The following is a 21857-nucleotide window of genomic DNA, read 5'->3' on the forward strand; positions in this document are numbered from 1 at the left end:
CCGACGTGGACGAGAGCCGACGACACTGATCACGAAAGCGTCGCCTCGGTGTCGATCCCGTACACCGCCGCGGGCGTTTCGACGTGAGCGCGCCGTACCGCGGCGTCGTACCCCTCGGCCAGCAGCCATCGAACCCGTCTCGGCACCGTTTTCGGTCCGAGCACCGCCCCGGGCCTGTCGGGGTCGTCGACGAAATCCGTCTCCATTACGAACGGCTCGCCCGAATCCGCAGCCCGGACCAGCCGGTCCGTCTCGCTCATCACGCTGGGGATCGGCCCGGCTAGTCGCCCGGCCGCGTAGTGTTTCACTACTCGTCCCGGGTCGAGCCCTTCGGTCTCGGCGAGTTCGGCGATGTCGGTTAGATCCTCGCTCGCCTCGGTGTGGAGCTGGACCGCGCAGTCGACCTTTGCTCCGAGCGCGAACGTGTGCGCCATTACCTCGTTCGAGGCGTCCCACACGGCGTCGGACACCTCGTAGTGTGGACGTCCGGATTTCAGTGCAAGCGCTCGTCCGTCGGCGACGTACTCGGCGGCGACATCGATCCCGCCACGCATGAGTTCGCTCGCCTCCTCGGGCGTGAACCCCCGGTCGTCGACGAGCCGACTGATCAGTCCGGGATGGACGCCGAGAACGGGCCATGCGCGTCCGGGGAGTAGCTCCGTCGCCTCCGCAACGACGTCGAGCGTCTCCTCGAAGACGGCCCGGAACGCCGACGGCTCGTCGGCTTCGACTCCGAGGAGCCAGGAGGGCTTATTGACCACGAGCAGGTGGGTGCCACCGAGGTGCGCGAACTCCTCGACTGCGTCCATCCCTCGCCCGTGTCGCGGGTCCAGATGGAGGTGGTTGTCGAGCACCGGGGTGTCGAGATCCACGGTCATGTTCGCACGTGCGCGACCGGGCCGCATATGGATTGTGTGTCGTCGTCGACCGGTCGGGATCGGGCGCCTCGTCCGCACCGGACGACCCATCCGCACCGGACGACCCGTTCCGTTCAGCCAATCGACGACGAACCGACGAAGGAAAACGGCTCGGGGCGCTCGGATCGGTAATGAACGTTCGCTTCCTCGGCGGCGCTCGCGAGATCGGGCGGAGCGCGGTTCTCGTGAACGACTCGCTGGTCCTCGATTTCGGGATGCTCACCGGCGAGCCGCCGCGGTTTCCCGTCGACACGCCGGATCCGGAGGCGGTCGTCGTTTCTCACGGCCACCTCGACCACGTGGGGACGGTTCCGGCGCTGCTTTCGGGACGGGACCCGCCGTCGATCCACTGGACGCCGCCGACGCTCGAACTCGCGCTCACCCTCGGCCGCGACACGCTCAAACTGCACGGCGGCACGTACGCCTGTCCGTTCACGGACGACGACCTGAAACGCGTCTCGGAGGTGTCCGAAACGCACGGCTACCGGGAGCGGTTCACGGCGGCGGGTCACGAGGTGACCCTCTACGACGCCGGACACATCCCGGGGAGCGCGCACGTGCTCGTCGACGACGGCGATACGCGTCTGCTGTACACCGGTGACTTCCACACCGACGACCAGCGGATCGTCTCCGGAACGACCGCTCGCCCCGACGCCGACGTCGTGGTCTGTGAGAGCACCTACGCCGACGTCGAACACGAGGACCGGGGAACGGTCGAACGGCGGTTCGTCGAAAGCGTCGAGACGACGCTGTGGGAGGGCGGAACGGTCGTCGTCCCCGCGTTCGCGATCGGACGGACACAGGAGCTACTGCTCGTCTGTGCGGCACACGACATCCCGTGTTACGTGGACGGGATGGGCACGACGGTGACGAACATGCTGCTCGCTCATCCCGAGTTCGTCCGCGATCCGGGTGCGCTCCGTCGCGCGAAGTCGCACGCGAGATACGTCACCGGCCGCGGCGGGCAGCGGACGCGGATCGCCGAGCGGCCGGCGGCGATCGTCACGACCAGCGGGATGCTCTCCGGCGGTCCGGCGATGACGTACCTCCCGGAGATCGCCGGCAACCCGACGAACAAGGTGACGATGACCGGATATCAGGTACGGGGAACGCCCGGTCGAGAGCTGCTTGAGACCGGCGGCACGGAGATCGACGGACGGCGGCTGACGGTGAGCGCGAAAGTCGAGGCGTACGACTTCTCCGCACACGCGGATCGTCACGGGCTGTGCTCGTTTCTGGGCAGCTACGAGGACGCGAAGGTACTCGTCGTCCACGGTGACGACTGTGCGGGGTTCGCAAAACGGCTCCGTGAGGACGGGATTGCGGCGAGCGCGCCCGCGGTCGGCGACTGCGTCGAACTGCAGCCGTGACTGCACCGTAGCTTCCGTCTCGAACGCGGAGCGCGTATCGACGTTCACGTCGTCATCCGTCCCGACCGAACACCGTTAGACCGTCTGCCGGGATCGTTACCGACACCGGGTCACCGACGCTCGGCGGCGGACCGTTACACTCGACGACGACGTCCTCGTGACCACCCTCAACCGCGATCCGGACGGTGATGTCGTAGCGACGCCCGATGTCGGCGACGCGTACCACCTCTCCCGGAAGCGACGACTCGGCGTCGGAGGTGTCGCAATCGGTGCTGTCGTCGAGGGTGTCGCAATCGGTGCTGTCGTCGAGGGTGTCGCCATCGGTGCTGTCGTCGAGGGTGTCGCCATCGGTGCTGTCGTCAGCGATGTCGGTATCGGCGTCCGTGTGAACCGCCACTGAGAGATCCTTCGGCCGGACGTGGCAACTGACGGTGTCACCCAGGGTGTGGTCGAGAGTCGTCCGAGCGCCCGGTTTCGTCCCCCCATCGGACGCTTTCACCGTCAGTCGGTGGTCGCCGACTACAACCGTCGCGTGGCCCGCGTCTGCGTCCGTCCCGACGACGGTCGCGGGAAACGTGTTCGACCGGCCGAGGAACGAGCCAACGAACGGGTTCGGCGGCGACTCGTACAGTCGTCTGGGGAGCCCGCTTCCCGCGATCCGCCCGTCGCTCATCACGAGCAGTCGATCCGCGAGCGCCAGCGCCGCCTCCTGATTGTGGGTGACGACGAGCGTCGTGACGCCGGTCTCGCGCTGGATTCGTGCGATCTCCTCGCCGAGACGCTCACGAAGCGCCCTATCGAGCGCCGACAGCGGCTCGTCGAGCACCAACACGTCCGGCTGCGGAGCTAACGCCCGAGCGAGCTCCACGCGACGCTTCTGCCCGCCGCTGAGTTCTGCAGGCAACGCATCCCGGCGGTCGCGGAGCCCGACCAGATCGAGATGCTCTGTCACGGTCTCCGCGCGACGAGCAGGCGGGACGTTCCGCGCCTTCAACCCGTACGCGACGTTCTCCGCGACGGTCATATGCGGGTACAGCGTCGACTGTTGGAACACGATCCCCACCTCACGCTCCTCCGGCGGCGCGTCGGTAACGTCCTCGCCGCGAAGCCGGATCCGGCCCGCAGTGGGACGCACGTGACCGGCCACCGCCTGCACGATCGTGGTCTTGCCGCAGCCGCTTGGCCCGACGAGCACGACGAGCTCGCCGGCTTCGACCGAAACCGACACGTCATCGACCGCCAGCTCCGACCCATACCGATGCGTGAGACCGGCGAGCTCGAGGACGATGGAGGCTTTCCCGCCCGTGGCCCGACCACCGTCGGTCATTCCTCGACCACCGTCGGTCATTCCTCGACCACCGTCGGCACTCGACCGAACCGCTGTACCGCCGCGAGCACGACCAACGTGATCCCGAGCAGAGCGAGTCCGAGGGGAACGATCGCGTCGATCCCGCCAGCGATGAACTCCACCCAGATTCGCGTCGGCATCGTCCGTGGGTTGTACGCGACCATCATCGTTGCGCCGAACTCGCCGATGGCCCGTGCGAACGTTAACACGATCCCTGCGACGATCGCCCCACGAGCCAGCGGCAGCGAAACGTTCCGGAACGTCGCGATCGGTCCGTACCCCAGCGACCGTGAGGCTTGCTCTAGCCGCTCGTCGACCGCGCCGAATCCGGCTCGGGCCGTGATCACGACGAACGGGGCGGCGACGAACGTCTGTGCGAGCACCACGCCGACCAAGCTGTCAGTGAGCGGGATGCCGAGGGCGGCGGCCGCGGATCCGATCGGCGTGAACCGCCCGACTGCGGTGAGCAGCATCGCCCCACCCACGACCGGGGGAACGATCAGCGGGAGGATGACGAGCGCCTCGACGACCCGCTTCCCGGGAAAGGAGGTGCGCGCGAGGACGTACGCGAGCGGAACGCCGAACACCGTCGCGATCGCCGTCGACACCGGTGCGGTGAGAAGCGAGTTCCGGATCGCTACCCGCGCCTCCGGCGTCGCCAGTCCGGCCGCCACGTTCGACACCCCGGTCCGAGCGAGAAACGAGACGAACGGAAGCGCAAAGAAGACGAGCAGCAGCCCGCCGAGCAGAACCGGAACGAGCAGCTCGGGCCTCTGACGACCCGTCTCCGGGAGCGTCGGTCGCGAGAGGCTCACGGGATCACCTCCGAGGGAACCGGACCGTTCGGGTTCGGAACCCCGTCGCTTACGGTCAACCCCGCGTCGGCGAGCAGGTCGGGATTGTCGGCCAGAAACCGGACCAGCGCCCGTCCCGCGTCCGGCTCGTCGGCGTCGTCGAGCACGGTAGCGTTGTACACGATCGGTCGCCCCTCGGCGGTGTACCCCTCCTCGTCGGTCGTGAACTCCACGGTCGCGTACTGGTCCGCGAGCGCGAGACTCCCGAAGTTGTACGCGTCGGGGAACTCGACGAACGGCATACCGTGATCGATCGCCATGTTGCGATACACGATCGCGGCCGCCCGCGACCCGCTCTCGACGCCCGCCATCATCTGTGGCTCCTCGGGCTCCTCGTACACGGACGACAGAAGCTCGGCTTTGAACCCGTCGAGTTCGTGTTCACGCTCCGCGAGCTCGAACGCTTGGACCGCACGATAGCCGAGCGGGTCAAGGTTCGGATCGCCGATCGCCACGTCCCCGTCGTCGGTGTCCAGAATGACCTCGTACCACGGCTCACCGTCCGCCAGACGTCGACCGATCTCCGTTTCGGGGTTGTACCCGATCCCAACGGTGTTGGTCGCGAACTCGACGTCCCAGTCGGTGAACTCGCCGTACAGTCGATCACGGAGCAGCGTGGCGTCGGCGCTGACGACCACGTCCGGATGTTTTGTTCGTCCCTCGATCATCCGCATCACGGCGTTGGTCCCGTAGTACTCGCCGTGGACCGCGGTTCCGGTCTCCTCCTCGAACGCCGGACCGACGTACTCCTCGAACGTCCCGGCGAGACTCCCGGCCGACAGCACGCCGACGGACCCCATCCCCGCGCGGCCGGTCGTACATCCGGAGACCCCGACCCCGACGAGCGTTCCCGCGGCGGCGAGCGCGTCGCGACGGCTTAACCCTCGGGTCGCGCACTCGACGGTCTCGGTCATACGAAACCGTTCGTTCAGACCGGGTATATAACTAATTCCCGTTCCTAATTCTTTAGAAAGTAATTTTTACTGGTTACCTCATCGTCGGAGCGACGGATAACATAGAGGGATTCGATTTCGTCTCATCGGCCCGACACCGCGGTGGTTCATCGACCGCAATGTCTCCAGCCGTGGCTCGCTTCGGGGGATCGCTCGCGGATCGGCGGCGGCCAGCGCAAGCGAACGGTTTTTGCCCGGACCGACGGACGGGTACGTATGAGCGAGCACACCACCGAGCCCGCCGCCGACGACGCGGACGGAGCCGGCGAGCCGGTCGAGGACGTCGCGCTCGACCCGTGGGGGTCGGCAGCCGTCGGCGACTACGCCGACCTGTTCGCGGAGTTCGGCATCGAGGCGTTCGACGACGTCGCCGACGACGTGCCGAGCCCGCATTACCTGATGCGTCGCGGCGTCATCTTCGGCCATCGCGAGTACGACGCGGTCGCGGAGGCGATGGCGAACGACGAGCCGTTCGCGGCGCTGTCCGGGTTCATGCCCACCGGCGACCCACATATCGGCCACAAACTCGTGTTCGACGAGCTGATCTGGCATCAGCGAATGGGCGGGGACGCCTTCGGGCTGATCGCGGATCTCGAGGCGCACTCCGCCCGCGGGATGTCGTGGGCGGAGATCGACGAGCACGCTCGCGACTACCTGCTCTCGCTTCTCGCGCTCGGCTTCGATCCGGAGGACGGCGAGCTGTACCGGCAGTCCGACAACCGGACGGTGCAGGACCTCGCGTTCGAGCTCGGAGCGAAGGCGAACTTCTCGGAGTTCGAGGCGATCTACGGCTTCGACGGCGAGACGAACATCTCACACATGCAGAGCGTCGTCACCCAGACCGCAGACATTCTGTACCCCCAGCTCGTCGACGAGCCGAAGCCGACCGTCATTCCCGTCGGCCCCGACCAGGACCCCCACGTCCGACTCACTCGTGACCTTGCGACTCGGGTCCGCTACTTCAAGGTGACCGAGGCGTTCGCGAGCTTCGAGCTCGACGACGCGGAGCGCCAGCTCGTTCGCGCGGCGTACGACGCGCTCGCCGGCTCCGTGACGGACGCGACCGACGAGGGCGACCCCCCGGACGTCCGCTGTGAGGACGCCGCGGAGTGGCTCGCCGACTACGAACCTTCCGAACCCGATCGTGAGGCCGGCGAATCGGTCGGTAGCCTCGCCAACGCGAACTCCAGCGCGCTCGAGAAGCTCCGCGCTGCCAGCAAGGAGCCACTCCGTCCCCGAGTCCGGTTTTTCGACCGCAACGCCACCGACGAAGCGTTCGAGGCACTGATCGACGCGATCGACGGCGAAAAGCGCGTGTTCGAGGGCCACGTCGACGCGTTCGATCTCACCCGAGGGGCCGCGGAGGCGCTGGCTCGCGAGGTGGAGATCGACCACGACGGGTTCGGCTTCCGCCAGCCGTCCTCGATCTACCACCGGTTCATGACGGGGCTCACCGGCGGAAAGATGTCGTCGTCGATCCCCGCCAGCCACATCTCGTTGCTCGACGACCCCGCGGACGGCTACGACAAGGTGAAGGCGGCGACGACCGGTGGCCGCGAGACGGCGGCAAAACAGCGAGAACTCGGCGGCGAGGCCGACGACTGTCCAGTTTACGAGCTGTACGCGTACCTGCTCGCGGGCGACGATGACGAGCTCACCAAGGAGGTGTACTCGGAGTGTGTGAACGGTGAGCGTCTCTGTGGCGGCTGCAAGGAGCAGGCCGCGGAGCTCATGCGGGAGTTCCTCGCGGAGCATCAGGAGCAGCGTGCGGAGGCCGAGGCGGTGCTCGACGATCTCGACATCGACCTCGATTCGGACCGTCGGGGGACCGGCGGCGAGCACTGAGAGCGTCACGGCCCCGGCTGCTTTCATTGGCTACCGTGCCCTGACGCGTCACCCGGCGTGGGTGGGCCGTGAGCGTCGGTGATATGTACGTCACGCTGCGTCCGAGCTACCGTCGCTCGACCTCGTGGCGGCCGAACCCGTACCGCAGCCGGTTCGCGAGCCGTCGCGAGAACCGTCCGTCGTTCCGGGAGTCGAACCGTTCGGCGAGCGCCTGGTAGATGAGCGGCACCGGCACCTCCTGTTCGAGCGCCTCCTCCACGGTCCACGTCCCGGTCGATCCGCCGGCGACGTGGTCGGCGACATCGCCGAGGTCGGACCCCTCCTCACGGAACGACTCCTCGCACAGCTCCAGAAGCCACGACCGGATCACCGCGCCGTTGTTCCACGTCCGTGCGACCGTCTCCATGTCGAGGTCGTATCTCCCGTCGTGAAGCAGCTCGAACCCCTCGCCGTACGCCTGCATCAACGCGTACTCGACACCGTTGTGAACCATCTTCACGTAGTGGCCCGCGCCCGACGCGCCCATCCGGTCGTGGCCCGCCGGGCCGGTCGCGACTGCGTCGAAGACGGGCACTAGCTCCTCGTAGGCCCACGCAGGGCCGCCGACCATCAGTGAGAATCCCTCCTCCGCGCTCGCGGGACCACCTGACGTGCCGCAGTCGAGGTAGGCTGCGTCCGTCGACGCTGCACGCCGGACGGACGCCTCGAAGTGGGAGTTGCCGCCGTCGACGACGACGTCACTCTCCCCGAGGTAGGGCTCCAGATCCGAGAGCGTGGCGTCGACCGCGTCGCCGGCGGGCACCATCAGCCAGATCCGTTTGCCGCCCTCCACAGTCGCGCGCTCGTCGAGCCGGTCACAGAGATCCGCAACCGAATCGGCCGGCTCGGCACCGTGTTTCGCCGCAGTCGCCGTCGCCTCCGCCGACAGGTCGAACGCGACCACGTCGTGACCCGCTTCGAGAGATCTGTTTACGACGATCTGCCCCATCCGCCCGAGTCCGATGACGCCGAGTTGCATGCGATAGCGGTCGGCGTCGCGGGCCCTAGTGGTTCCGATCCGAAGAGACGGTCGGCCGTAATCGTTCCACGGGTCCGTGCACGACGTGTCACGGGCGACACGGAGGATTCAACGGTACGTCGCCGGAGACCCAAGGGATTCAAGAGCGTGCCGCTCCCCTGTGACGACGATGCGTCAGGACCACCTCATCACCGCGACGCAGCTCTCGCGGGATGATATCGAGGCAGTACTCGACCGGGCTCGCGAGGTCGCTGCCGACCCGGCCGCCTATGCGGACCGACTGTCGGGGGCGGTGCTCGCGCTCTGTTTCTTCGAGCCGAGCACGCGCACGAAGATGAGCTTCGACACCGCGGCAAAGCGGCTCGGCGCGGACACCACCGACATGGGTGGCGTGGAGTCCTCCTCGGTTAAGAAAGGCGAATCGCTTGCGGACACCGTCCGCGTCATCGAGGGGTACGCGGACGCCATCGTGCTCCGCCATCCGAGCGAGGGTGCGGCGACGCTGGCGGCGGAGTTCGTCGACGTGCCGGTCGTCAACGCGGGTGACGGGGCGGGCCAGCACCCCTCACAGACGTTGCTCGATCTGTACACGATCCGTGAAAACCACGGGCTCGACGACATCACGGTCGGGATCATGGGCGACCTGAAGTACGGACGAACGGTCCACTCGCTGGCGTCAGCGCTCACGAACTTCGACGCCAGACAGCATTTCATCAGTCCGGAGTCGCTCCGGCTTCCGCGGTCCGTCCGGTTCGATCTCCACGAGGCGGGCGCGCAGGTCCGCGAGCACACCGACCTGGACGACGTGCTTTCCGAGCTCGACGTGTTGTACGTCACGCGTATTCAGAAGGAGCGGTTCCCGGACGAGGACGAGTACCACCGCGTCGCCGGCGAGTACCGGATCGACGCCGACACGCTGGGTGACGGGACGGACGACCTCACGGTGATGCATCCGTTACCCCGAGTCGACGAGATCGCCGCCGACATCGACGAGACCGATCACGCGCGATACTTCGAACAGGCACACAACGGCGTTCCGGTGAGGATGGCACTTCTCGACACGCTACTGGAGGATATCCGATGAGCGACCACGAGCTCCGCGTCTCGAAGATCCGCAACGGCACCGTGATCGACCACGTCGAGGGGGGACAGGCGCTGAACGTCCTGGGGATCCTCGGTATCGACGGCTCCGAGGGGCTCAGCGTCTCCATCGGGATGAACGTTCCATCCGACCGGCTCGGGCGGAAAGACGTCGTCAAGGTGGAGGATCGCGAACTCTCCCAGTCGGAGGTCGACGTGCTCTCGCTCATCGCTCCGGAGGCGACGATCAACATCATCCGCGAGTTCGATGTCGCTGAGAAGAACCGCGTGACGAGACCCGATCAGGTCGTCGGCGTGCTGTCGTGCCCGAGCCGAAACTGCATTACGAACGACGAGGAGCCGGTCGAGACGCGCTTCGACGTCGTCGCGGACGGCGTCCGGTGTGGCTACTGCTCGACGATCATCCGCGAGCATCTCGCCGAACATATCGACGTGTGACGCTCGGCAGCAGCGACCGACGAGTCTCGAGGTCACGAATGGAGGAACGCCTCCCGGATCACCGGAAGAGGACGCGCTCGACGATCGGTTCGAGGAACGTCGTCCGTGCCGACCGTTTGGAGTGAGCGAGCAGGACGAGCCCCTCGAGTCGGGTAGCGACTCGGTCGGAGTCGGAACTGAACACCAGATCGGGGAGGAGCCGATGGGTTTTCGTCGAGAGCGTGACGATGTCGGCCGGTTCCAGCTCCGCAACGAGGTCGTCGATGCCGCCGCCGCGGACGACCGTTCCCGTGACGGGCACCGAGCAGCGATCATCAAGCTCGGCATGATAATCCTCGATCGCCTCGACGGACGCCTCCGGAGCGGACAGGCTTACGCTGAAGACGAAGTGGATGCGTGCACCCGCAGCCGACGCGATCGCGTCGGCGATCTCGACTTTCAGCGGGTCGTTGTACGGACTCCGGTCGGTGACGATGGCGATCTCGTCGACGCCGTTGATCCGCCCCGCCTGCACGAACACCACGTCACAGGGGGCCTGTTCCATGATCCAGTCGGTGTCCCGGCCGAACAGCGTCCGAAGTCGGCTGACCGGATCCGAACGGGTGATAAGCAGATCCACGCCGTGTCGCTCGGCGTAGCTGACGACCGCATTCTTCGTATCGTGGCTGACGATCTCACCGACCTCGACGGTAACTTCGAGTTCCGCCGCGAGCTCGTCGGTACGTTCCTCGAACTCCACGTCTGCCGGCGACTGCTCGGTCGCCTGCTCGAGCGGGTACTGGTCCGGGACCTCGTCGAAACGGATCACGCGTAAAACGCTCCCACGGGCGTCTGCGACCGGGGCAGCGACCTGCAGCAGTCGATTCTCTTCGAGTCGACTGACGTCCCGGCGGATGGCGACGAGCACCTCGTTGCCGTCGGCGCGAGCGAGTTTGTCCTCGGTCTCCCTGACGTACTGGCGACCCGCCTCGCGGCGGACGGCGTCGACGGCGATACCCTCACGTTCGACCTCCTCGCGGATGTAGTACAGGTACCAGAGCGCTCCGACGACGAAGATGACGATCGCGCCGGCCTGCGGCAGCGGGTCCATCTGTGTGATGACGTACAGTCCCGTCACGACGCCGAACAGCGGTACCCACGGATATCCCGGGGTCCGGAACTCGGGATCGTACCACTCCAGGTCGCGCTCGCGGAACGCGATCAGCGCGACGTTCACGAGCGTGTACACGAGGATCTGGAACGCACTCGCCATTTTGGCGATCTCCTGAACGGGTAGCGTCGCGATGATAAGCAGCATGATGCCACCGGTCGCGAGGATGGCGAGAACCGGCGTTCGGAACCGCGGGTGAACGTACGAGAACCGCTCGGGAAGCAGTTCGTCGCGGCTCATTGCGAGCGGATACCGGGAGGCGGTGAGGATGCCGGCGTTCGCCGTCGAGAGCAACGCGAGGATCGCCGCCAGCGAGACGATCGCCACCCCCACGAACCCGAACAACGGATCGACCGCGATCGCCATCGGGATCTCCGTGCCGGTCAACGTCTCGGCGTCCACGATCCCGACGAGGACGTAGACGATGAGCACGTACAGCAATGCGGTGATGAAAAGCGACAGCAGGAGCCCGAGCGGAAGGTTCCGTCCGGGATCTTTGATCTCCTCGGCGACGCTCGCAACTTTCGTCACGCCAGCGTACGAGACGATCACCAGCGCGACCGCCCCGACCAGTCCGTCGGTCCCCTCGGCGAAAAACGGCTGATAGGCGCTCCCGTCGACCCGTGTGATAGTGAGTGCGATGAACACCGCGAGGATGACCACCATCACGGCGACCATCGCCGACTGGAGACGCCCCGTCTGTTTGACGCCGACCAGATTGACCGCGATGAGGATCGCGGCGAGCGTCAACGCGGCGGCGGTGAGGTTCGGCAGCCAGATCAGCAGCTCGAGATAGAACATACCGCCGACGAGCGCGAGCGCGCCTTTGAAAAGCAGCGTGAGCCACGTGCCGATTCCGGCTATCGTCCCGACGGCCGGCCCCATCCCACGTTCGATGAAGACGTAGTCGCCGCCGGCCTCCGGCATCGCCGTACCGAGTTCGGATATCGCCAGCGCCGCCGGAATCACGAGCACGCCCGCGATCAGGAACGCGAGGATCACTGACGGGCCCGCCTCCGCCATCGCCAGCCCGGGCAGGATGAAGATCCCGCTGCCGATCATCGCTCCCATGCTGATGGCGACGACGGCGGCGAGTCCCAGATCGCGTTCCAACTCCTTCGGCATGTGCGCCCCGATTTGATCATTGGGGGATAAAACGCTTGTGAATTTTACTTGGAGAAAAGCAAGATTATATATTTTTTATAACTCGTAACTGCGGAATATATAAAATACACTATCATTATATAATCTTTGATCGTAGATGAGAAACTGTAGAACTGCTGTTATTATGGGTTCTACAGGCGGAGCAGGCCGAGTGCCTCGAGGTGCGTCTGACGGAACCCTCAAAGAGCGAGGTCGCAAGACTGAGCGAAGTAGGGGGGATCGGTTACCCAACCAATGGTTCACCCCTCGCGGTCATCGTGACCGACATCGGGATCGACATCGTCGCGTCCGATGTCGTCCGCGCCCGTGCCCGGTGTGACGGAGTCGCCGACCCACGTCTCGAACGGTTCGAACACGTCCGTCTCGTCGAATCGCTCGATACAGGGGACGTCGTACGGATGGAGTTCGGTGACGGCCGCGACGAGGTCTTCGTACACCTCGTCGGTGGTTTTGACGAAAAGAATCGTCTCCGAATCGGCGATAACGTCCGACTCCCAGCGGTACACCGAGTCACACTCGACCATGTTGACGCAGGCTGCGATCCGTCGCTCGACCAGCGTCTCGGCGAGCTCCGCTGCCGCGTCGCGCGGGGCGGTGACGTAGACGGTCGTCATCGGGTGGTGGGTAAATGACGGATCTGGTCACTCCTTTTTAAACGGGATGAACGACCCGTTGACATCCCACTCGTGGATGCAGTAGACGTTACCAGGATCGTCAGCGACCTGCCACGCCTCGCGCTCCTCGTCCCACCGCTCTCCGCGACCGCATAGCTCGCATGTCCGCTCTTTCGGTGGTGTGATCGTGACGCTCATATCTGCGTACAGGGCGAGCATCCTCAAAAAGGGTGAGGCCGATGATCCGACAGCAGGTGGACGAACGTCCCGTAAATCTCTTATATTCGATCAAATGTATATATAATGGTCATTGTATGCCATGTAGTAGCTAAGGGAACGGCTTATTAGGAAATGAATGCGCAGTGTGAACGTGATACACAATCTGAGCTCGATCGATCCGTACAGCCCGTCGGGAGGCTACTTCGAGTGTCTCGAGTGCGGCACCCGCCAGTCCTCCAGCGAGCGGATCACGGCGTGTCCGGACTGTAAGGGCGACGTGAGAAACATCGCGGTTCCACGGGAGTAGGACTCAGTAGTCGATCGTTCCCGCGTATCGATCGAGGACGAGCACGGCGACAGCGCCGACAAGCGCCGCGAGCGCGAACCGCGGCAGCGCCTCTCCCCACGTCTCGCCATTGTCGGCGAGTCGTATGGACACCTCGACGATAGGGGCGCGAAGCGCGCCGACGATGAGACTCACAAGAAACGCCAACGTCGCCATCCGATACGCTGCGATAGCGCGCCGCACCGCGTGTGCCACGGTGAACAGGCCGACGAACGCCCCGGTGATGAAGACGACGACCGGCGGACCAGCCTCGAGGAGCCCGGCAGTCCCGCCGCCAGCGACCACGGTCATGAGCCCGTCGATGAACTCGCGGAGCGTCCCGCTCATGTAGTCGTACTGGCCCAGCACGATGAGCAGGAGCGAACCGGAGATCCCGGGGAGGATCATCGCGCTCACGGCGATCGCGCCGGCGACGAACACCACCGGGAGCGCGTTGCCGAGTCCGGTCGCGGCGTACCCAGAGGTGAGAAACGCGGCGAGAAAGCCGGCGACTGCCGCTCCTTTCCGCCCCCGCGTCGAGAGATCGACCGAGGCGTACAACACGACCGCCGACGCCGCGATCAGCCCGAAAAAGAAGCCGAACGTCACGACCGGGGCCGTCGAGAGAAGCACGTCGACCGCGCTCAACACGGCGACGACCGCGGTCGCGATCCCCGCTCCGAGTACGAGCAGGAACGGCCCGTCCGCCTCAAGAAACGCCGCCCGCGCATCGGGGAGATTGGCCGGGCGGATACCTGCAAGCACTCGCCGAATTCGGCCGGGATCGATCGCGGTGAGCGCCGCGATCAGGCGCTCGTAGATCCCGACGATGAGCGCGATCGTGCCACCGGAGACGCCCGGCACCGCGTCCGCGGTGCCCATCGCGAGCCCTTTCAGGTACACCGCGAGCCACGTGCGGGCGTCGAGCATCCGAGCTACACCGCCGGCTCCGCGAACGCGCTCTCGGACGCGGTCAGCGATGCTGAGTCGTCGTCGGTCCCGTCCGTCTCGTCGTCGCCGTCCGTCTCCTCCGCAGTGTCGTCGTTCGGCTCGTCAGCGTCCCCCTCGCCGATCGGACACTCGGGATCGCCGGGCGGACAATCGAGAATCTCCTCGTCGAGCTCGACGGTCGGCATCGTCTCGTCCTCGCCGATCACCTGTGCCTCCGAGACGTCGACCTCGCCGAACCGCTCCGTGATGAACCCGTCCTCGTCGGCCGTCGGCCCGGTCGTGAGCTCGTAGGACCCGGTCGCGCGGACGTCCGGGTTCGTGTACCCGTCTTCGGGACCGAACTCGTCATACCCCGTCGTCGAGTACGGCAGGTGGAGCTCGAACTCGCCGTTCTCGTCGGCCTCCGCGAACTGCGTGTACTCGAACGTCTCACCGTCGCCTTTCTCCATCTCGACGGTGGCCTCGATCTCCTCGCCCGGCTCCGCGCCGGACCCCTGGACGGTCGTTCCGGGCACGCGCTCGAACGTCTTTACCCAGTCGGGCGACGTGCGCTGGAGCAGTTCGGGAGGGATCCCGGAGAACTCGGCCGTCTGTTGGGTCTGTTGCGCCAGCTGGAACGACGGCGTCTCGGTGGCGTGTACGAGACGGTACTGCTCTAGCGCGTCGACGCGCTCTTCCGGCAGCGCACCGACGCCGCCGATCTGTGCGTCGGGGTTCTCCTCGACGTACGCCTCGGCCTCTTCCATGCTGTCGAACGTCATGACCGCGTCGCCGTCGGTGGTTCGAAGGTCCATCGGTTCACCGGTCTCCGGATCGGTGAACTGCTGTGTGTCGTAGTCGACGACGACCGGTTCGGGGTCGACCGCGCTCCCGTGATGCTTGTAGAGTCTCACCATCTGACTCTCGTAGTATCGCTGGGTGCTGATCTGTGCTATCGGCTGGGCTCCCTGCTCGGTCGTCTGCCACAGCAGCCAGTTGAACTCGTCCGGCTCGAGATCCTCATCATCATACCACGTCACCGGAGCGTTAAACTTCGACTGTGGCGACACCATCTGCCAGTCAACCATCACGTAGCGGGTGTTTTCACCCTCGTCGCTCTGGCGTGCGAGCACTTCGGCCGCCTGATCCTCGTCAGGCGCGAGGAGGTAGTTCGCAGCCTCCGTCGCCCCCTGCTGGAACGGATTCGCGTTCGGTATCCGTTCGGCTCTCGTTGTTATCCAGTGGCCGTAGTCCCACCACGACTGCACCCCATACGCGCCCTCCGGATAGTCGAAGTCACCGTCCGCGGGGCGCTCGTAGGTCCCGTAGTACTCCATCGCGTTGTCGTGTCCCTCGAGCTCACCCGGATGTGGCGTCTCCTCGTTCATCCAGTCGAGGCTCTCGTCCCAGACGGTTACCGCTCCCGGCCCGGTGTCCGCACCTGCGGCCCAGACGGGCGTGACCATGAACAAAAGTGGCGCAAGGAGTACGACGAAGACGGCTCCGATCGTCATCACCTGCCACCCCTCGACGTCGCGGAGCCCGGCGACCGACCGGTTCAGGTCGAGGCGGTCGATCGCGAGCTGAAGGAAGTACGCCGCGCCGATGGCGACGATGACTGCGAGATAGTAGTTGAACCGGGTCTGAGTGAACGCCATGCTTCCGATGAAAGCCGCCCAGACCACCAGGTACAGTTTCTCCGTATCGTACTGTGTGAGGAACGTCGCACCGACGAGGAACGCAGTGGCGAGCAGGAGGCCGACGACCTGCCACTCGAGTCCGACGAGACCGCCGAGGAACCCGTAGAGGTTCGGGACCGCGTACACGGAGAGGATCACGGCGAACGCGGCCGCGACGTAGAGCGTGTGGTTCGTCTCCTCACTGCGGATCAGCGGTCTGGCGAGGATCCATAGTACGGCCAGAAGTGCCAGGAAGAATGCGAGACCGTACTGTGAAAGCACGAAGTCGGCGAAACCGGACCGCATAAGCGGCGGCTGGGCTTCACCGATGGTCTGGGCCGTCGCGGTCGTGCTAAATCCTACGGTATCAAGCACGTTCCCCGTGAGTGTCGACCACAGCGAGGGGATGGCGACCCAGATACCGAGCGCGGACACGCCGATCAACCCGCCGACAGCCGGCGGATAGATACCGACATCGATCTCTCGGGCTTCCCACTGTCTGGCGAGCCACGCAAGGAACACGCAGCCAAGCGCGACGCCGAGCGGGAGGACGACCTGCGTGAGCGAGTAGTCGGTGACGCCGAACGAGTAGTCATCGAGGGGTACGATCTGCATCAGGCCGGCGACCGTCATCGACACCGCGCCGGCGAACGCGATCGGTTCGGGGCTCGTCCCGTGGTACACGTCGCTCGTGAGCTTGATCGCGAGGAAGATGCCGGTGAACCCGACCATCAACACGCCGGGCTGCCACGTCCACATGTAAAGGCCGAGTGCGACCCCCGCAGCGGCAGCGTACGCGGCGGGACGTTTCAGCGCAGTCCAGTCACGGTCGACGACGAGCTCCCACACCGGCGTCTCGCGCTCGGCGACCGCGAACGCGGCGAGGAACCCGAGCACCGCGAGCGTCTGGAACAACACCTCGCCGGCGTGGTGGTCATAGAAGCCGACGAGCGTGTACCCGAAGAACGTCCCCGGTATCAACGCGAGTACCACAACGCTCATCATCGCAGCAAATCGGTCGACGAAGCGCCGCGCGATGAGATACGTCGGAACGGCGACGAGCGTCCCGAACACGGCCGACATCACGAGCATGACGCGCACCGCACCTTCCTCGCCGCCACCCGTGATTGGGGTCGCTGCGAGGATGATAAGCCCTGTCAGCTGGTCATACAGCGTCCCGAACTGTCCGACGTGCCGGCCGAACGGGAACCCGGTCCAGGGATCGAACGGCATCGTGTTCGGGAAGTTCTCGAGGAGGTACATCGTCTCGCGGTAGTGATACCACGCGTCGTTCCCGCGGAAGTACACCTCGCCGTCGACGATGAAGTCGTCGTACGACTGGACTCGCGTCCATAGCATGAATACCACGATCCCGAGGAGGGTCGGGACGTGGTACCAGCGTTCGAGGAGGTCGAGCGGTTCTGTGCTCGACGCCTCGTCGGATTCGCTCTGCTGGCTCATTACACGATGCGAGTGTCAAAGCGTCCATAAGCCTTGTTATCTCCCCGACGGGTCGGTGGAGGCGAGGCTGAAACACAATTCTTATTCGCCGTTTGGGTTAACGAGTCGCCATGCAGGTCTCCGTCGTCGTCTGTACGTACACAATGGACCGGTACGACGTGTTCACGGAGGCCGTCGACAGCGCACTCGCACAGACCTACGAGCCGATCGAAGTGGTGCTCGTTATCGACGGCAACCCCGACGTGTACGACCGCGCCGTCGACGAGTACGGTGACCACGAGAACGTGGTGATTCACGACAACGACGAGAACCGCGGGATCTCGTTCAGCCGGACGAAGGGTGCGGAGCTGGCCTCGGGCGATATCGTCGCGTTCATCGACGACGACGGAGTTTCCGAGCCGGACTGGATCGAAAAGCACGTCGAGACGTACGAGGATACAGACGCGATCGCGGTCGCGGGGTACGTCGCGCCGAACTGGCAAACGGAGAAGCCCGATTTCTTCCCGGAGGAGTTCTACTGGTTAGTAGGGTGTACGGAGCTCGGGTTCGCCGAGGACGGCGAGGAGATCCGCAACGGGTACGGCTCGAACGTCTCGTATAAACGCGACGTGTTCCTCGACGTCGGCGGCTACGACGTGAACACCGGGCGCAAGGGCGACCGGCACATTCAGGCCCACGAAGCGCCCGTCGGGATCCGCATTCGCGAAGAGTATGGGCAAGGCGTGGTGTACGTCGACGACGCGGTGGTGCATCACACGCTGTTCGACTACCGTGGCGAGTTCCGGTGGCTCCTCTTTCGGTCGTTCTGGCAGGGGTTCTCGAAGCGCGTGATGGAGCTGTTGTATCCCGGCGCGCAGGGTAACGAGAGCGAGTTTCTGATGGATCTCGCTTTTAAATACATTCCCCGACGAGCGAAACGGGCGGTGCTCGGGCCGTCGCTCGCGGAGCTGAAGCGGATCGTGGCGATCGTGGCGTTCACGGCTGCGGTCGGGCTCGGGTACGCCTACGGGCTCACGAAGCGGGACGTGTTGCGGGAGGAGATCGAGGAGGAAGGGAACGGCCTCGACGACTCCGACGTGGACACGGACGCCGGCACATCGGCGGACGACTGAGTTTACCCGGTGTAGCCGCAGACGCCGGCTCGCGGCGAGTTGACGTACGGGAGGTACGTCGGTCGAACGCAGTCGTCCTCGTGGGCGCTCGCACACGCCTCACACAGCCACGCGTCGGGACCGCGCTCCCGCAGACACGTCGTACAGACCGTCGTCGCCGGGTCGCCGCAGGACCCGCAGTCGACCTCCGGCGGGTGGTTGCGGGCGAGCAGCACGATCCCGTCGTCTTCGATCGCCGCCTCGCCGTCCGTCGCGGTCGCGTCGGCTCTCCGGTCCGCGAGCGTCTCGACGTTCCAGTCGCCGACATCGACGACGCGGACCTCGAGTGCCGTCGTCGTGCCGAAGTCGTACTCGTAGGCGAACTCCCCGTCGTCCGACTCGACGACCGATCCGATCGGGACGTCCATCGAGCGTCGAGTCGTTCCCAGCCCGGCCGAGGGCTGGTCGTCGGAATGGGGCTTCTCGTACCACACCGACCCGATCTCGAACGCGCTCATGTGGCCACAACACTCGAGCCAGAGCCGGCGGAGGAACGCGTCCAGCGTCGCGAGCGTCGTGTCCGCGGCGACCGCGAGGTGGATCCAGTAGTCGGTTCGTCGCGCGCCGGCGATCCGGAGATGGAGCGTCGAGTCACCCGGCGAGTCGGGCAGACAGGCCCGGAGGTGACGCGACATCCCGCGTTTTGTGTACGGCTCCCCACAGAGATGGCAATCTCCCTGCGTCATATCGGTACGTGTTCACACTGGAATAAAACGGTTTACCGGATACGAGTCGCGTGTCGTGGGCACTACGTCGGCTCGATCGGTTCCTCCAGTTTGATGTGCCAGCCGACCACAGTCACCATATGGCTCACGAATGTGACGACTGCGGGAGACGCTTCGAGACCCTGAGCCGTCTCCGGCTCCACGACTGTTCCGACGAGGACGACGCTACCCGGGACGACGCTACTCGGGACGACGCTACCCGGGACGCCGCCGAGGGATCGACCGGCAGCGAGTGGCTCGAGGGTCGTGGCAAAGAGCGACGTCGAGAACGGGAGCGTCTCGCCGCCCGCACGGTCGACGACGAGTTCGACGAGCTGCTCGATCGGGCGCGGGCCCCGGATCCGGCCGCCGCCGTCACGGCGCTGGCTCGGTACGAACGCGAACTCGAGGGCGCACTGGAGCGCGACGACGACGGCGACGCGTACCGCGCCGTCTTCTGGACGTACCACGAGCCGACGGTGGCGGCCGTCGACGCCGCCGCCCGGACGGAGGGGTGGCCGTTCCTGCTCGACGTCGCGGACGCGTACGATCACCGCGAGGAGGGGGCCATCTCGGACGCGACCGGTGTCGTCGCCAACCTCCTCGCACGGGGTGTGATCCGCACTCGACTCGCGGAGGGCGTCGCCGCCGTCCCCGTCGACGCGGTCGCGTACCTTGGCTCAGTCCCGCGGTTCTACGAGGACTCCTTCGAGACCGCCTGGGAGGAGTCCCAGCACGTCGGCTGGGCGATCGACCACCCGGAGTACGCGGTCGAAGACGCGGTTCTCGACGTCGTCGAGTACGACGAGATCTGGGCGGGCGCGGCCGCGTACCGGGCGCTCCACGCGGACCAAGAGGCCGCCGCGCCGCTGTACGCCGAGGTGATTCGACGTGCGGACGACGTCACGCTCGTGCTCGACCAGCTCGCGCACGTCGAGTCGGAGCCCGACTGGAGCCTGTTCCCGCGCGGCTGGGACGTCGACGCGGAGTTTGACCGCGAGTTTAGCGTCACGCTCGAGGACGCGATCGAGCGACAGCTCCGGGAGGCGGTCGCTGAAACCGGCTACGCCGACCGGCTCCCCGACGACTGGACGTTCGCCGACCTCGAGTTCCGGTGGTGATGAGGCTCGTGGGTGGCTAGCGATCCCCGAGCAGCGGCACGTCGAACGGGAGGTTGTTCGCGACGGTGGTGCGGAACTCCGCCGAGATGCCGAACAGGATCGCGAAGTACACCGCCGCGCCGAGGCCGACGAGCCCGACGACGAAGACGGTGTTGAGATCGTCGACCCACCCGAGAGTCGCCTCGCCGAGGTGGCGGGCGGCGTAGACCACCCCGCCCATGAGGAGGGCGGCGGCCCACTGGCGGGCGATCTCGCCGTAGGGCACCGCGAAGGCGACATGCTTGCGGGTGTAGTAGAACCCGAAGAGAAGTCCGATGCCGGCGGAGGTCGCGGTTCCGATCGCGGCGCCGACCCAGCCGATCGCGTACACGAGGGCGAGATTCAACAGGAGGTTGGAGCCGATGAAGACGGCGTTGGCCCGGAACGCGAGATCCGGTCTGTCGATCCCGTTGAGGGTGTTGAGCAGCTGCTTGTTGTACGAGTACGCGAGGATTCCGACGAGCAGGATCGTGAGCACCTGCGCGCCGATGCCGAAGCCCGGACCGTAGACCCGCATCAGCCGGTCGCCGAGGATCGCCCCGCCGACGATGCCCGGGATCAGAAAGAGTCCGGCGTAGGTGAGCGCGTCGTTGGTGAGCGTCCGGACCATCTCGTCGTCGCCGGTCGCTGAGTGTTTGCTCAGCTCGGGGAACAGCGTCGTCCGGATCGCGGATCCGAAGATGTCGAGGAACTTCGAGAGGGTGTACGCGACCGCGTAGATCCCAGTGAGTCCCGACGGGACGAACAGGCCGAGAACGAGGATGTCCATGTCGCTGAACGTCTTCTTGCGCATGCTGCCGAGCCAGGAGAACTTCGCGAAGTCGAAGAGGCTGACGACGTGTCGCCACCGAGGGATCGCGAGCGAGGGGCGCACGAACCAGAGTCCGACCGCCGCGATCAGCGCGGTGCCGAGTGCGTGACCGAGCAGCATCCCGGTGAGCTCCCAGCCGACGAAGACGAGCGCGATCATGATCGCGCTTCGAGCACCCTGTTTGGCGGTGCTGAGCGGGGCGTAGACGTGAACGCGATGCGTGCCCTTGAGCGCGGCGTTGACGAGTCCGCTGAAGATGGAGACCACGAGCAGGAGCACGACGAACTCCGCGACCGGTTGGCCGACGTACGCGTTCACCCGATCGCGGAACAGCAGGACGCCAACGGCGGCGAGCAGCGTGAGCGCGCCCTTGACTGCGGTTCCGGCGGCGAGATACGCGTCGGGCTCTTCTGCCTCGCTCATCCGCTTGACGATCGCCTGCCCGAAGCCGACGCTCTTGACGATGCCGAGCCACGAAACGAGCGCGAGGGTGATCGCGTAGAAGCCGTAGATCTCCTCGCCGAGCGTCCGCGTGAAGTAGATCGTCGCGAAGAAGCCGAGGATCGACCCGCCGAACTTCGAGAGGAGGTAGACGATGGAGGTTTGGCCGAGGCGCATCTCTTTTCCACTCCGTCCTCTACTTCC

19 protein-coding genes are annotated in these 21857 nt (G+C 65.8%); 7 read left to right on the plus strand and 12 right to left on the minus strand.

Features of this window, described 5'->3' with window-relative positions; all coding sequences use genetic code 11:
• Positions 1 to 29: 29 nt before the first annotated feature.
• Positions 30 to 878 (minus strand): TatD family hydrolase, encoded by an 849-nt coding sequence (locus ACYQ0R_RS07520; RefSeq protein WP_459822103.1) that lies wholly within the window; start codon positions 876 to 878, stop codon positions 30 to 32.
• Positions 879 to 1048: 170 nt separating this feature from the next.
• Here ACYQ0R_RS07520 and ACYQ0R_RS07525 point away from each other — a divergent pair, with 170 nt between their 5' ends.
• Complete coding sequence (locus tag ACYQ0R_RS07525) at positions 1049 to 2287, plus strand: MBL fold metallo-hydrolase (RefSeq protein ID WP_459822104.1); 1239 nt, start codon at positions 1049 to 1051, stop codon at positions 2285 to 2287.
• A gap of 52 nt (positions 2288 to 2339) precedes the next feature.
• Here ACYQ0R_RS07525 and ACYQ0R_RS07530 read toward each other — a convergent pair whose 3' ends face one another.
• The 3 genes from ACYQ0R_RS07530 to ACYQ0R_RS07540 are packed head-to-tail and all read right to left on the minus strand — an operon-like array spanning position 2340 to position 5403.
• Positions 2340 to 3575, minus strand: a complete 1236-nt coding sequence (locus tag ACYQ0R_RS07530) for an ABC transporter ATP-binding protein (RefSeq protein WP_459825709.1) — start codon at positions 3573 to 3575, stop codon at positions 2340 to 2342.
• Between the two features lie 56 nt (positions 3576 to 3631).
• Positions 3632 to 4450: an ABC transporter permease gene (locus tag ACYQ0R_RS07535; protein ID WP_459822106.1), complete on the minus strand. Its 819-nt coding sequence runs from the start codon at positions 4448 to 4450 to the stop codon at positions 3632 to 3634.
• Complete coding sequence (locus tag ACYQ0R_RS07540; protein ID WP_459822108.1) at positions 4447 to 5403, minus strand: extracellular solute-binding protein; 957 nt, start codon at positions 5401 to 5403, stop codon at positions 4447 to 4449. Before ACYQ0R_RS07540 ends, ACYQ0R_RS07535 begins: the two co-directional genes overlap by 4 nt.
• A 255-nt stretch (positions 5404 to 5658) precedes the next feature.
• Here ACYQ0R_RS07540 and ACYQ0R_RS07545 point away from each other — a divergent pair, with 255 nt between their 5' ends.
• Positions 5659 to 7287, plus strand: a complete 1629-nt coding sequence (locus ACYQ0R_RS07545) for a tryptophan--tRNA ligase (RefSeq protein ID WP_459822110.1) — start codon at positions 5659 to 5661, stop codon at positions 7285 to 7287.
• 106 nt (positions 7288 to 7393) lie between these two features.
• Here the strand turns inward: ACYQ0R_RS07545 and ACYQ0R_RS07550 are convergent, their stop codons facing one another.
• Positions 7394 to 8305: a decarboxylating 6-phosphogluconate dehydrogenase gene (locus ACYQ0R_RS07550; protein WP_459822112.1), complete on the minus strand. Its 912-nt coding sequence runs from the start codon at positions 8303 to 8305 to the stop codon at positions 7394 to 7396.
• A gap of 169 nt (positions 8306 to 8474) precedes the next feature.
• Here ACYQ0R_RS07550 and pyrB point away from each other — a divergent pair, with 169 nt between their 5' ends.
• Together pyrB and pyrI are read left to right on the plus strand one after the other, a co-directional pair.
• Positions 8475 to 9389, plus strand: coding sequence for an aspartate carbamoyltransferase (gene pyrB, locus ACYQ0R_RS07555; RefSeq protein ID WP_459822114.1), 915 nt, complete (start codon positions 8475 to 8477; stop codon positions 9387 to 9389).
• The gene (pyrI, locus tag ACYQ0R_RS07560; RefSeq protein WP_459822116.1) at positions 9386 to 9844 is read left to right on the plus strand and encodes an aspartate carbamoyltransferase regulatory subunit; all 459 of its coding nucleotides are present in this window, start codon (positions 9386 to 9388) and stop codon (positions 9842 to 9844) included. The genes pyrB and pyrI overlap by 4 nt, the downstream gene beginning before the upstream one ends.
• Before the next feature lie 58 nt (positions 9845 to 9902).
• On the opposite strand, the gene ACYQ0R_RS07565 is transcribed toward pyrI, so the two are convergent.
• From ACYQ0R_RS07565 to ACYQ0R_RS07575, 3 genes are all read right to left on the minus strand, one after another.
• A complete protein-coding gene (locus ACYQ0R_RS07565) occupies positions 9903 to 12119 on the minus strand; it encodes a universal stress protein (RefSeq protein ID WP_459822118.1) in 2217 nt (738 codons plus the stop codon).
• 278 nt (positions 12120 to 12397) lie between these two features.
• Entirely contained in the window at positions 12398 to 12772 is a 375-nt protein-coding gene (gene cutA / locus ACYQ0R_RS07570) for a divalent-cation tolerance protein CutA (RefSeq protein ID WP_459822120.1), read from the minus strand.
• Between the two features lie 27 nt (positions 12773 to 12799).
• Positions 12800 to 12970: an HEWD family protein gene (locus tag ACYQ0R_RS07575; RefSeq protein WP_459822122.1), complete on the minus strand. Its 171-nt coding sequence runs from the start codon at positions 12968 to 12970 to the stop codon at positions 12800 to 12802.
• A gap of 157 nt (positions 12971 to 13127) precedes the next feature.
• Here ACYQ0R_RS07575 and ACYQ0R_RS07580 point away from each other — a divergent pair, with 157 nt between their 5' ends.
• Entirely contained in the window at positions 13128 to 13298 is a 171-nt protein-coding gene (locus ACYQ0R_RS07580) for a rubrerythrin-like domain-containing protein (protein WP_459822124.1), read from the plus strand.
• A gap of 3 nt (positions 13299 to 13301) precedes the next feature.
• On the opposite strand, the gene ACYQ0R_RS07585 is transcribed toward ACYQ0R_RS07580, so the two are convergent.
• Together ACYQ0R_RS07585 and ACYQ0R_RS07590 are read right to left on the minus strand one after the other, a co-directional pair.
• Complete coding sequence (locus ACYQ0R_RS07585) at positions 13302 to 14246, minus strand: DUF368 domain-containing protein (protein WP_459822126.1); 945 nt, start codon at positions 14244 to 14246, stop codon at positions 13302 to 13304.
• Positions 14247 to 14251: 5 nt separating this feature from the next.
• Positions 14252 to 17386, minus strand: a complete 3135-nt coding sequence (locus ACYQ0R_RS07590) for an oligosaccharyl transferase, archaeosortase A system-associated (RefSeq protein ID WP_459822128.1) — start codon at positions 17384 to 17386, stop codon at positions 14252 to 14254.
• 110 nt (positions 17387 to 17496) lie between these two features.
• On the opposite strand from ACYQ0R_RS07590, the gene aglG reads away from it, so the two are divergent.
• Entirely contained in the window at positions 17497 to 18498 is a 1002-nt protein-coding gene (gene aglG / locus ACYQ0R_RS07595; RefSeq protein WP_459822130.1) for a glucosyl-dolichyl phosphate glucuronosyltransferase, read from the plus strand.
• 2 nt (positions 18499 to 18500) lie between these two features.
• Here the strand turns inward: aglG and ACYQ0R_RS07600 are convergent, their stop codons facing one another.
• Positions 18501 to 19223 (minus strand): IS1096 element passenger TnpR family protein, encoded by a 723-nt coding sequence (locus ACYQ0R_RS07600; RefSeq protein WP_459822132.1) that lies wholly within the window; start codon positions 19221 to 19223, stop codon positions 18501 to 18503.
• Between the two features lie 119 nt (positions 19224 to 19342).
• Here ACYQ0R_RS07600 and ACYQ0R_RS07605 point away from each other — a divergent pair, with 119 nt between their 5' ends.
• Positions 19343 to 20362 carry a DUF8137 family protein gene (locus ACYQ0R_RS07605; protein WP_459822134.1) on the plus strand — a complete coding sequence of 340 codons (1020 nt, stop codon included), beginning with the start codon at positions 19343 to 19345 and terminating at the stop codon, positions 20360 to 20362.
• Between the two features lie 16 nt (positions 20363 to 20378).
• On the opposite strand, the gene ACYQ0R_RS07610 is transcribed toward ACYQ0R_RS07605, so the two are convergent.
• Positions 20379 to 21830, minus strand: a complete 1452-nt coding sequence (locus ACYQ0R_RS07610; RefSeq protein ID WP_459822136.1) for a flippase — start codon at positions 21828 to 21830, stop codon at positions 20379 to 20381.
• Between the last annotated feature and the right edge of the window lie 27 nt (positions 21831 to 21857).

This window comes from Halorubrum luteum, from assembly GCF_054652935.1.

Bases quoted from the DNA above. Each gene is read 5' to 3' on its own strand.
- ACYQ0R_RS07580 (WP_459822124.1), top strand. From the start codon at position 13,128: ATGCGCAGTGTGAACGTGATACACAATCTGAGCTCGATCGATCCGTAC.
- ACYQ0R_RS07605 (WP_459822134.1), top strand. From the start codon at position 19,343: ATGGCTCACGAATGTGACGACTGCGGGAGACGCTTCGAGACCCTGAGC.
- ACYQ0R_RS07525 (WP_459822104.1), top strand. From the start codon at position 1,049: ATGAACGTTCGCTTCCTCGGCGGCGCTCGCGAGATCGGGCGGAGCGCG.
- ACYQ0R_RS07520 (WP_459822103.1), bottom strand. From the start codon at position 878: ATGACCGTGGATCTCGACACCCCGGTGCTCGACAACCACCTCCATCTG.
- ACYQ0R_RS07590 (WP_459822128.1), bottom strand. From the start codon at position 17,386: ATGAGCCAGCAGAGCGAATCCGACGAGGCGTCGAGCACAGAACCGCTC.
- pyrI (WP_459822116.1), top strand. From the start codon at position 9,386: ATGAGCGACCACGAGCTCCGCGTCTCGAAGATCCGCAACGGCACCGTG.
- ACYQ0R_RS07575 (WP_459822122.1), bottom strand. From the start codon at position 12,970: ATGAGCGTCACGATCACACCACCGAAAGAGCGGACATGCGAGCTATGC.
- ACYQ0R_RS07585 (WP_459822126.1), bottom strand. From the start codon at position 14,246: ATGCTCGACGCCCGCACGTGGCTCGCGGTGTACCTGAAAGGGCTCGCG.
- ACYQ0R_RS07540 (WP_459822108.1), bottom strand. From the start codon at position 5,403: ATGACCGAGACCGTCGAGTGCGCGACCCGAGGGTTAAGCCGTCGCGAC.
- ACYQ0R_RS07550 (WP_459822112.1), bottom strand. From the start codon at position 8,305: ATGCAACTCGGCGTCATCGGACTCGGGCGGATGGGGCAGATCGTCGTA.
- ACYQ0R_RS07610 (WP_459822136.1), bottom strand. From the start codon at position 21,830: ATGCGCCTCGGCCAAACCTCCATCGTCTACCTCCTCTCGAAGTTCGGC.
- pyrB (WP_459822114.1), top strand. From the start codon at position 8,475: ATGCGTCAGGACCACCTCATCACCGCGACGCAGCTCTCGCGGGATGAT.
- ACYQ0R_RS07545 (WP_459822110.1), top strand. From the start codon at position 5,659: ATGAGCGAGCACACCACCGAGCCCGCCGCCGACGACGCGGACGGAGCC.
- ACYQ0R_RS07565 (WP_459822118.1), bottom strand. From the start codon at position 12,119: ATGCCGAAGGAGTTGGAACGCGATCTGGGACTCGCCGCCGTCGTCGCC.
- ACYQ0R_RS07600 (WP_459822132.1), bottom strand. From the start codon at position 19,223: ATGACGCAGGGAGATTGCCATCTCTGTGGGGAGCCGTACACAAAACGC.
- aglG (WP_459822130.1), top strand. From the start codon at position 17,497: ATGCAGGTCTCCGTCGTCGTCTGTACGTACACAATGGACCGGTACGAC.
- cutA (WP_459822120.1), bottom strand. From the start codon at position 12,772: ATGACGACCGTCTACGTCACCGCCCCGCGCGACGCGGCAGCGGAGCTC.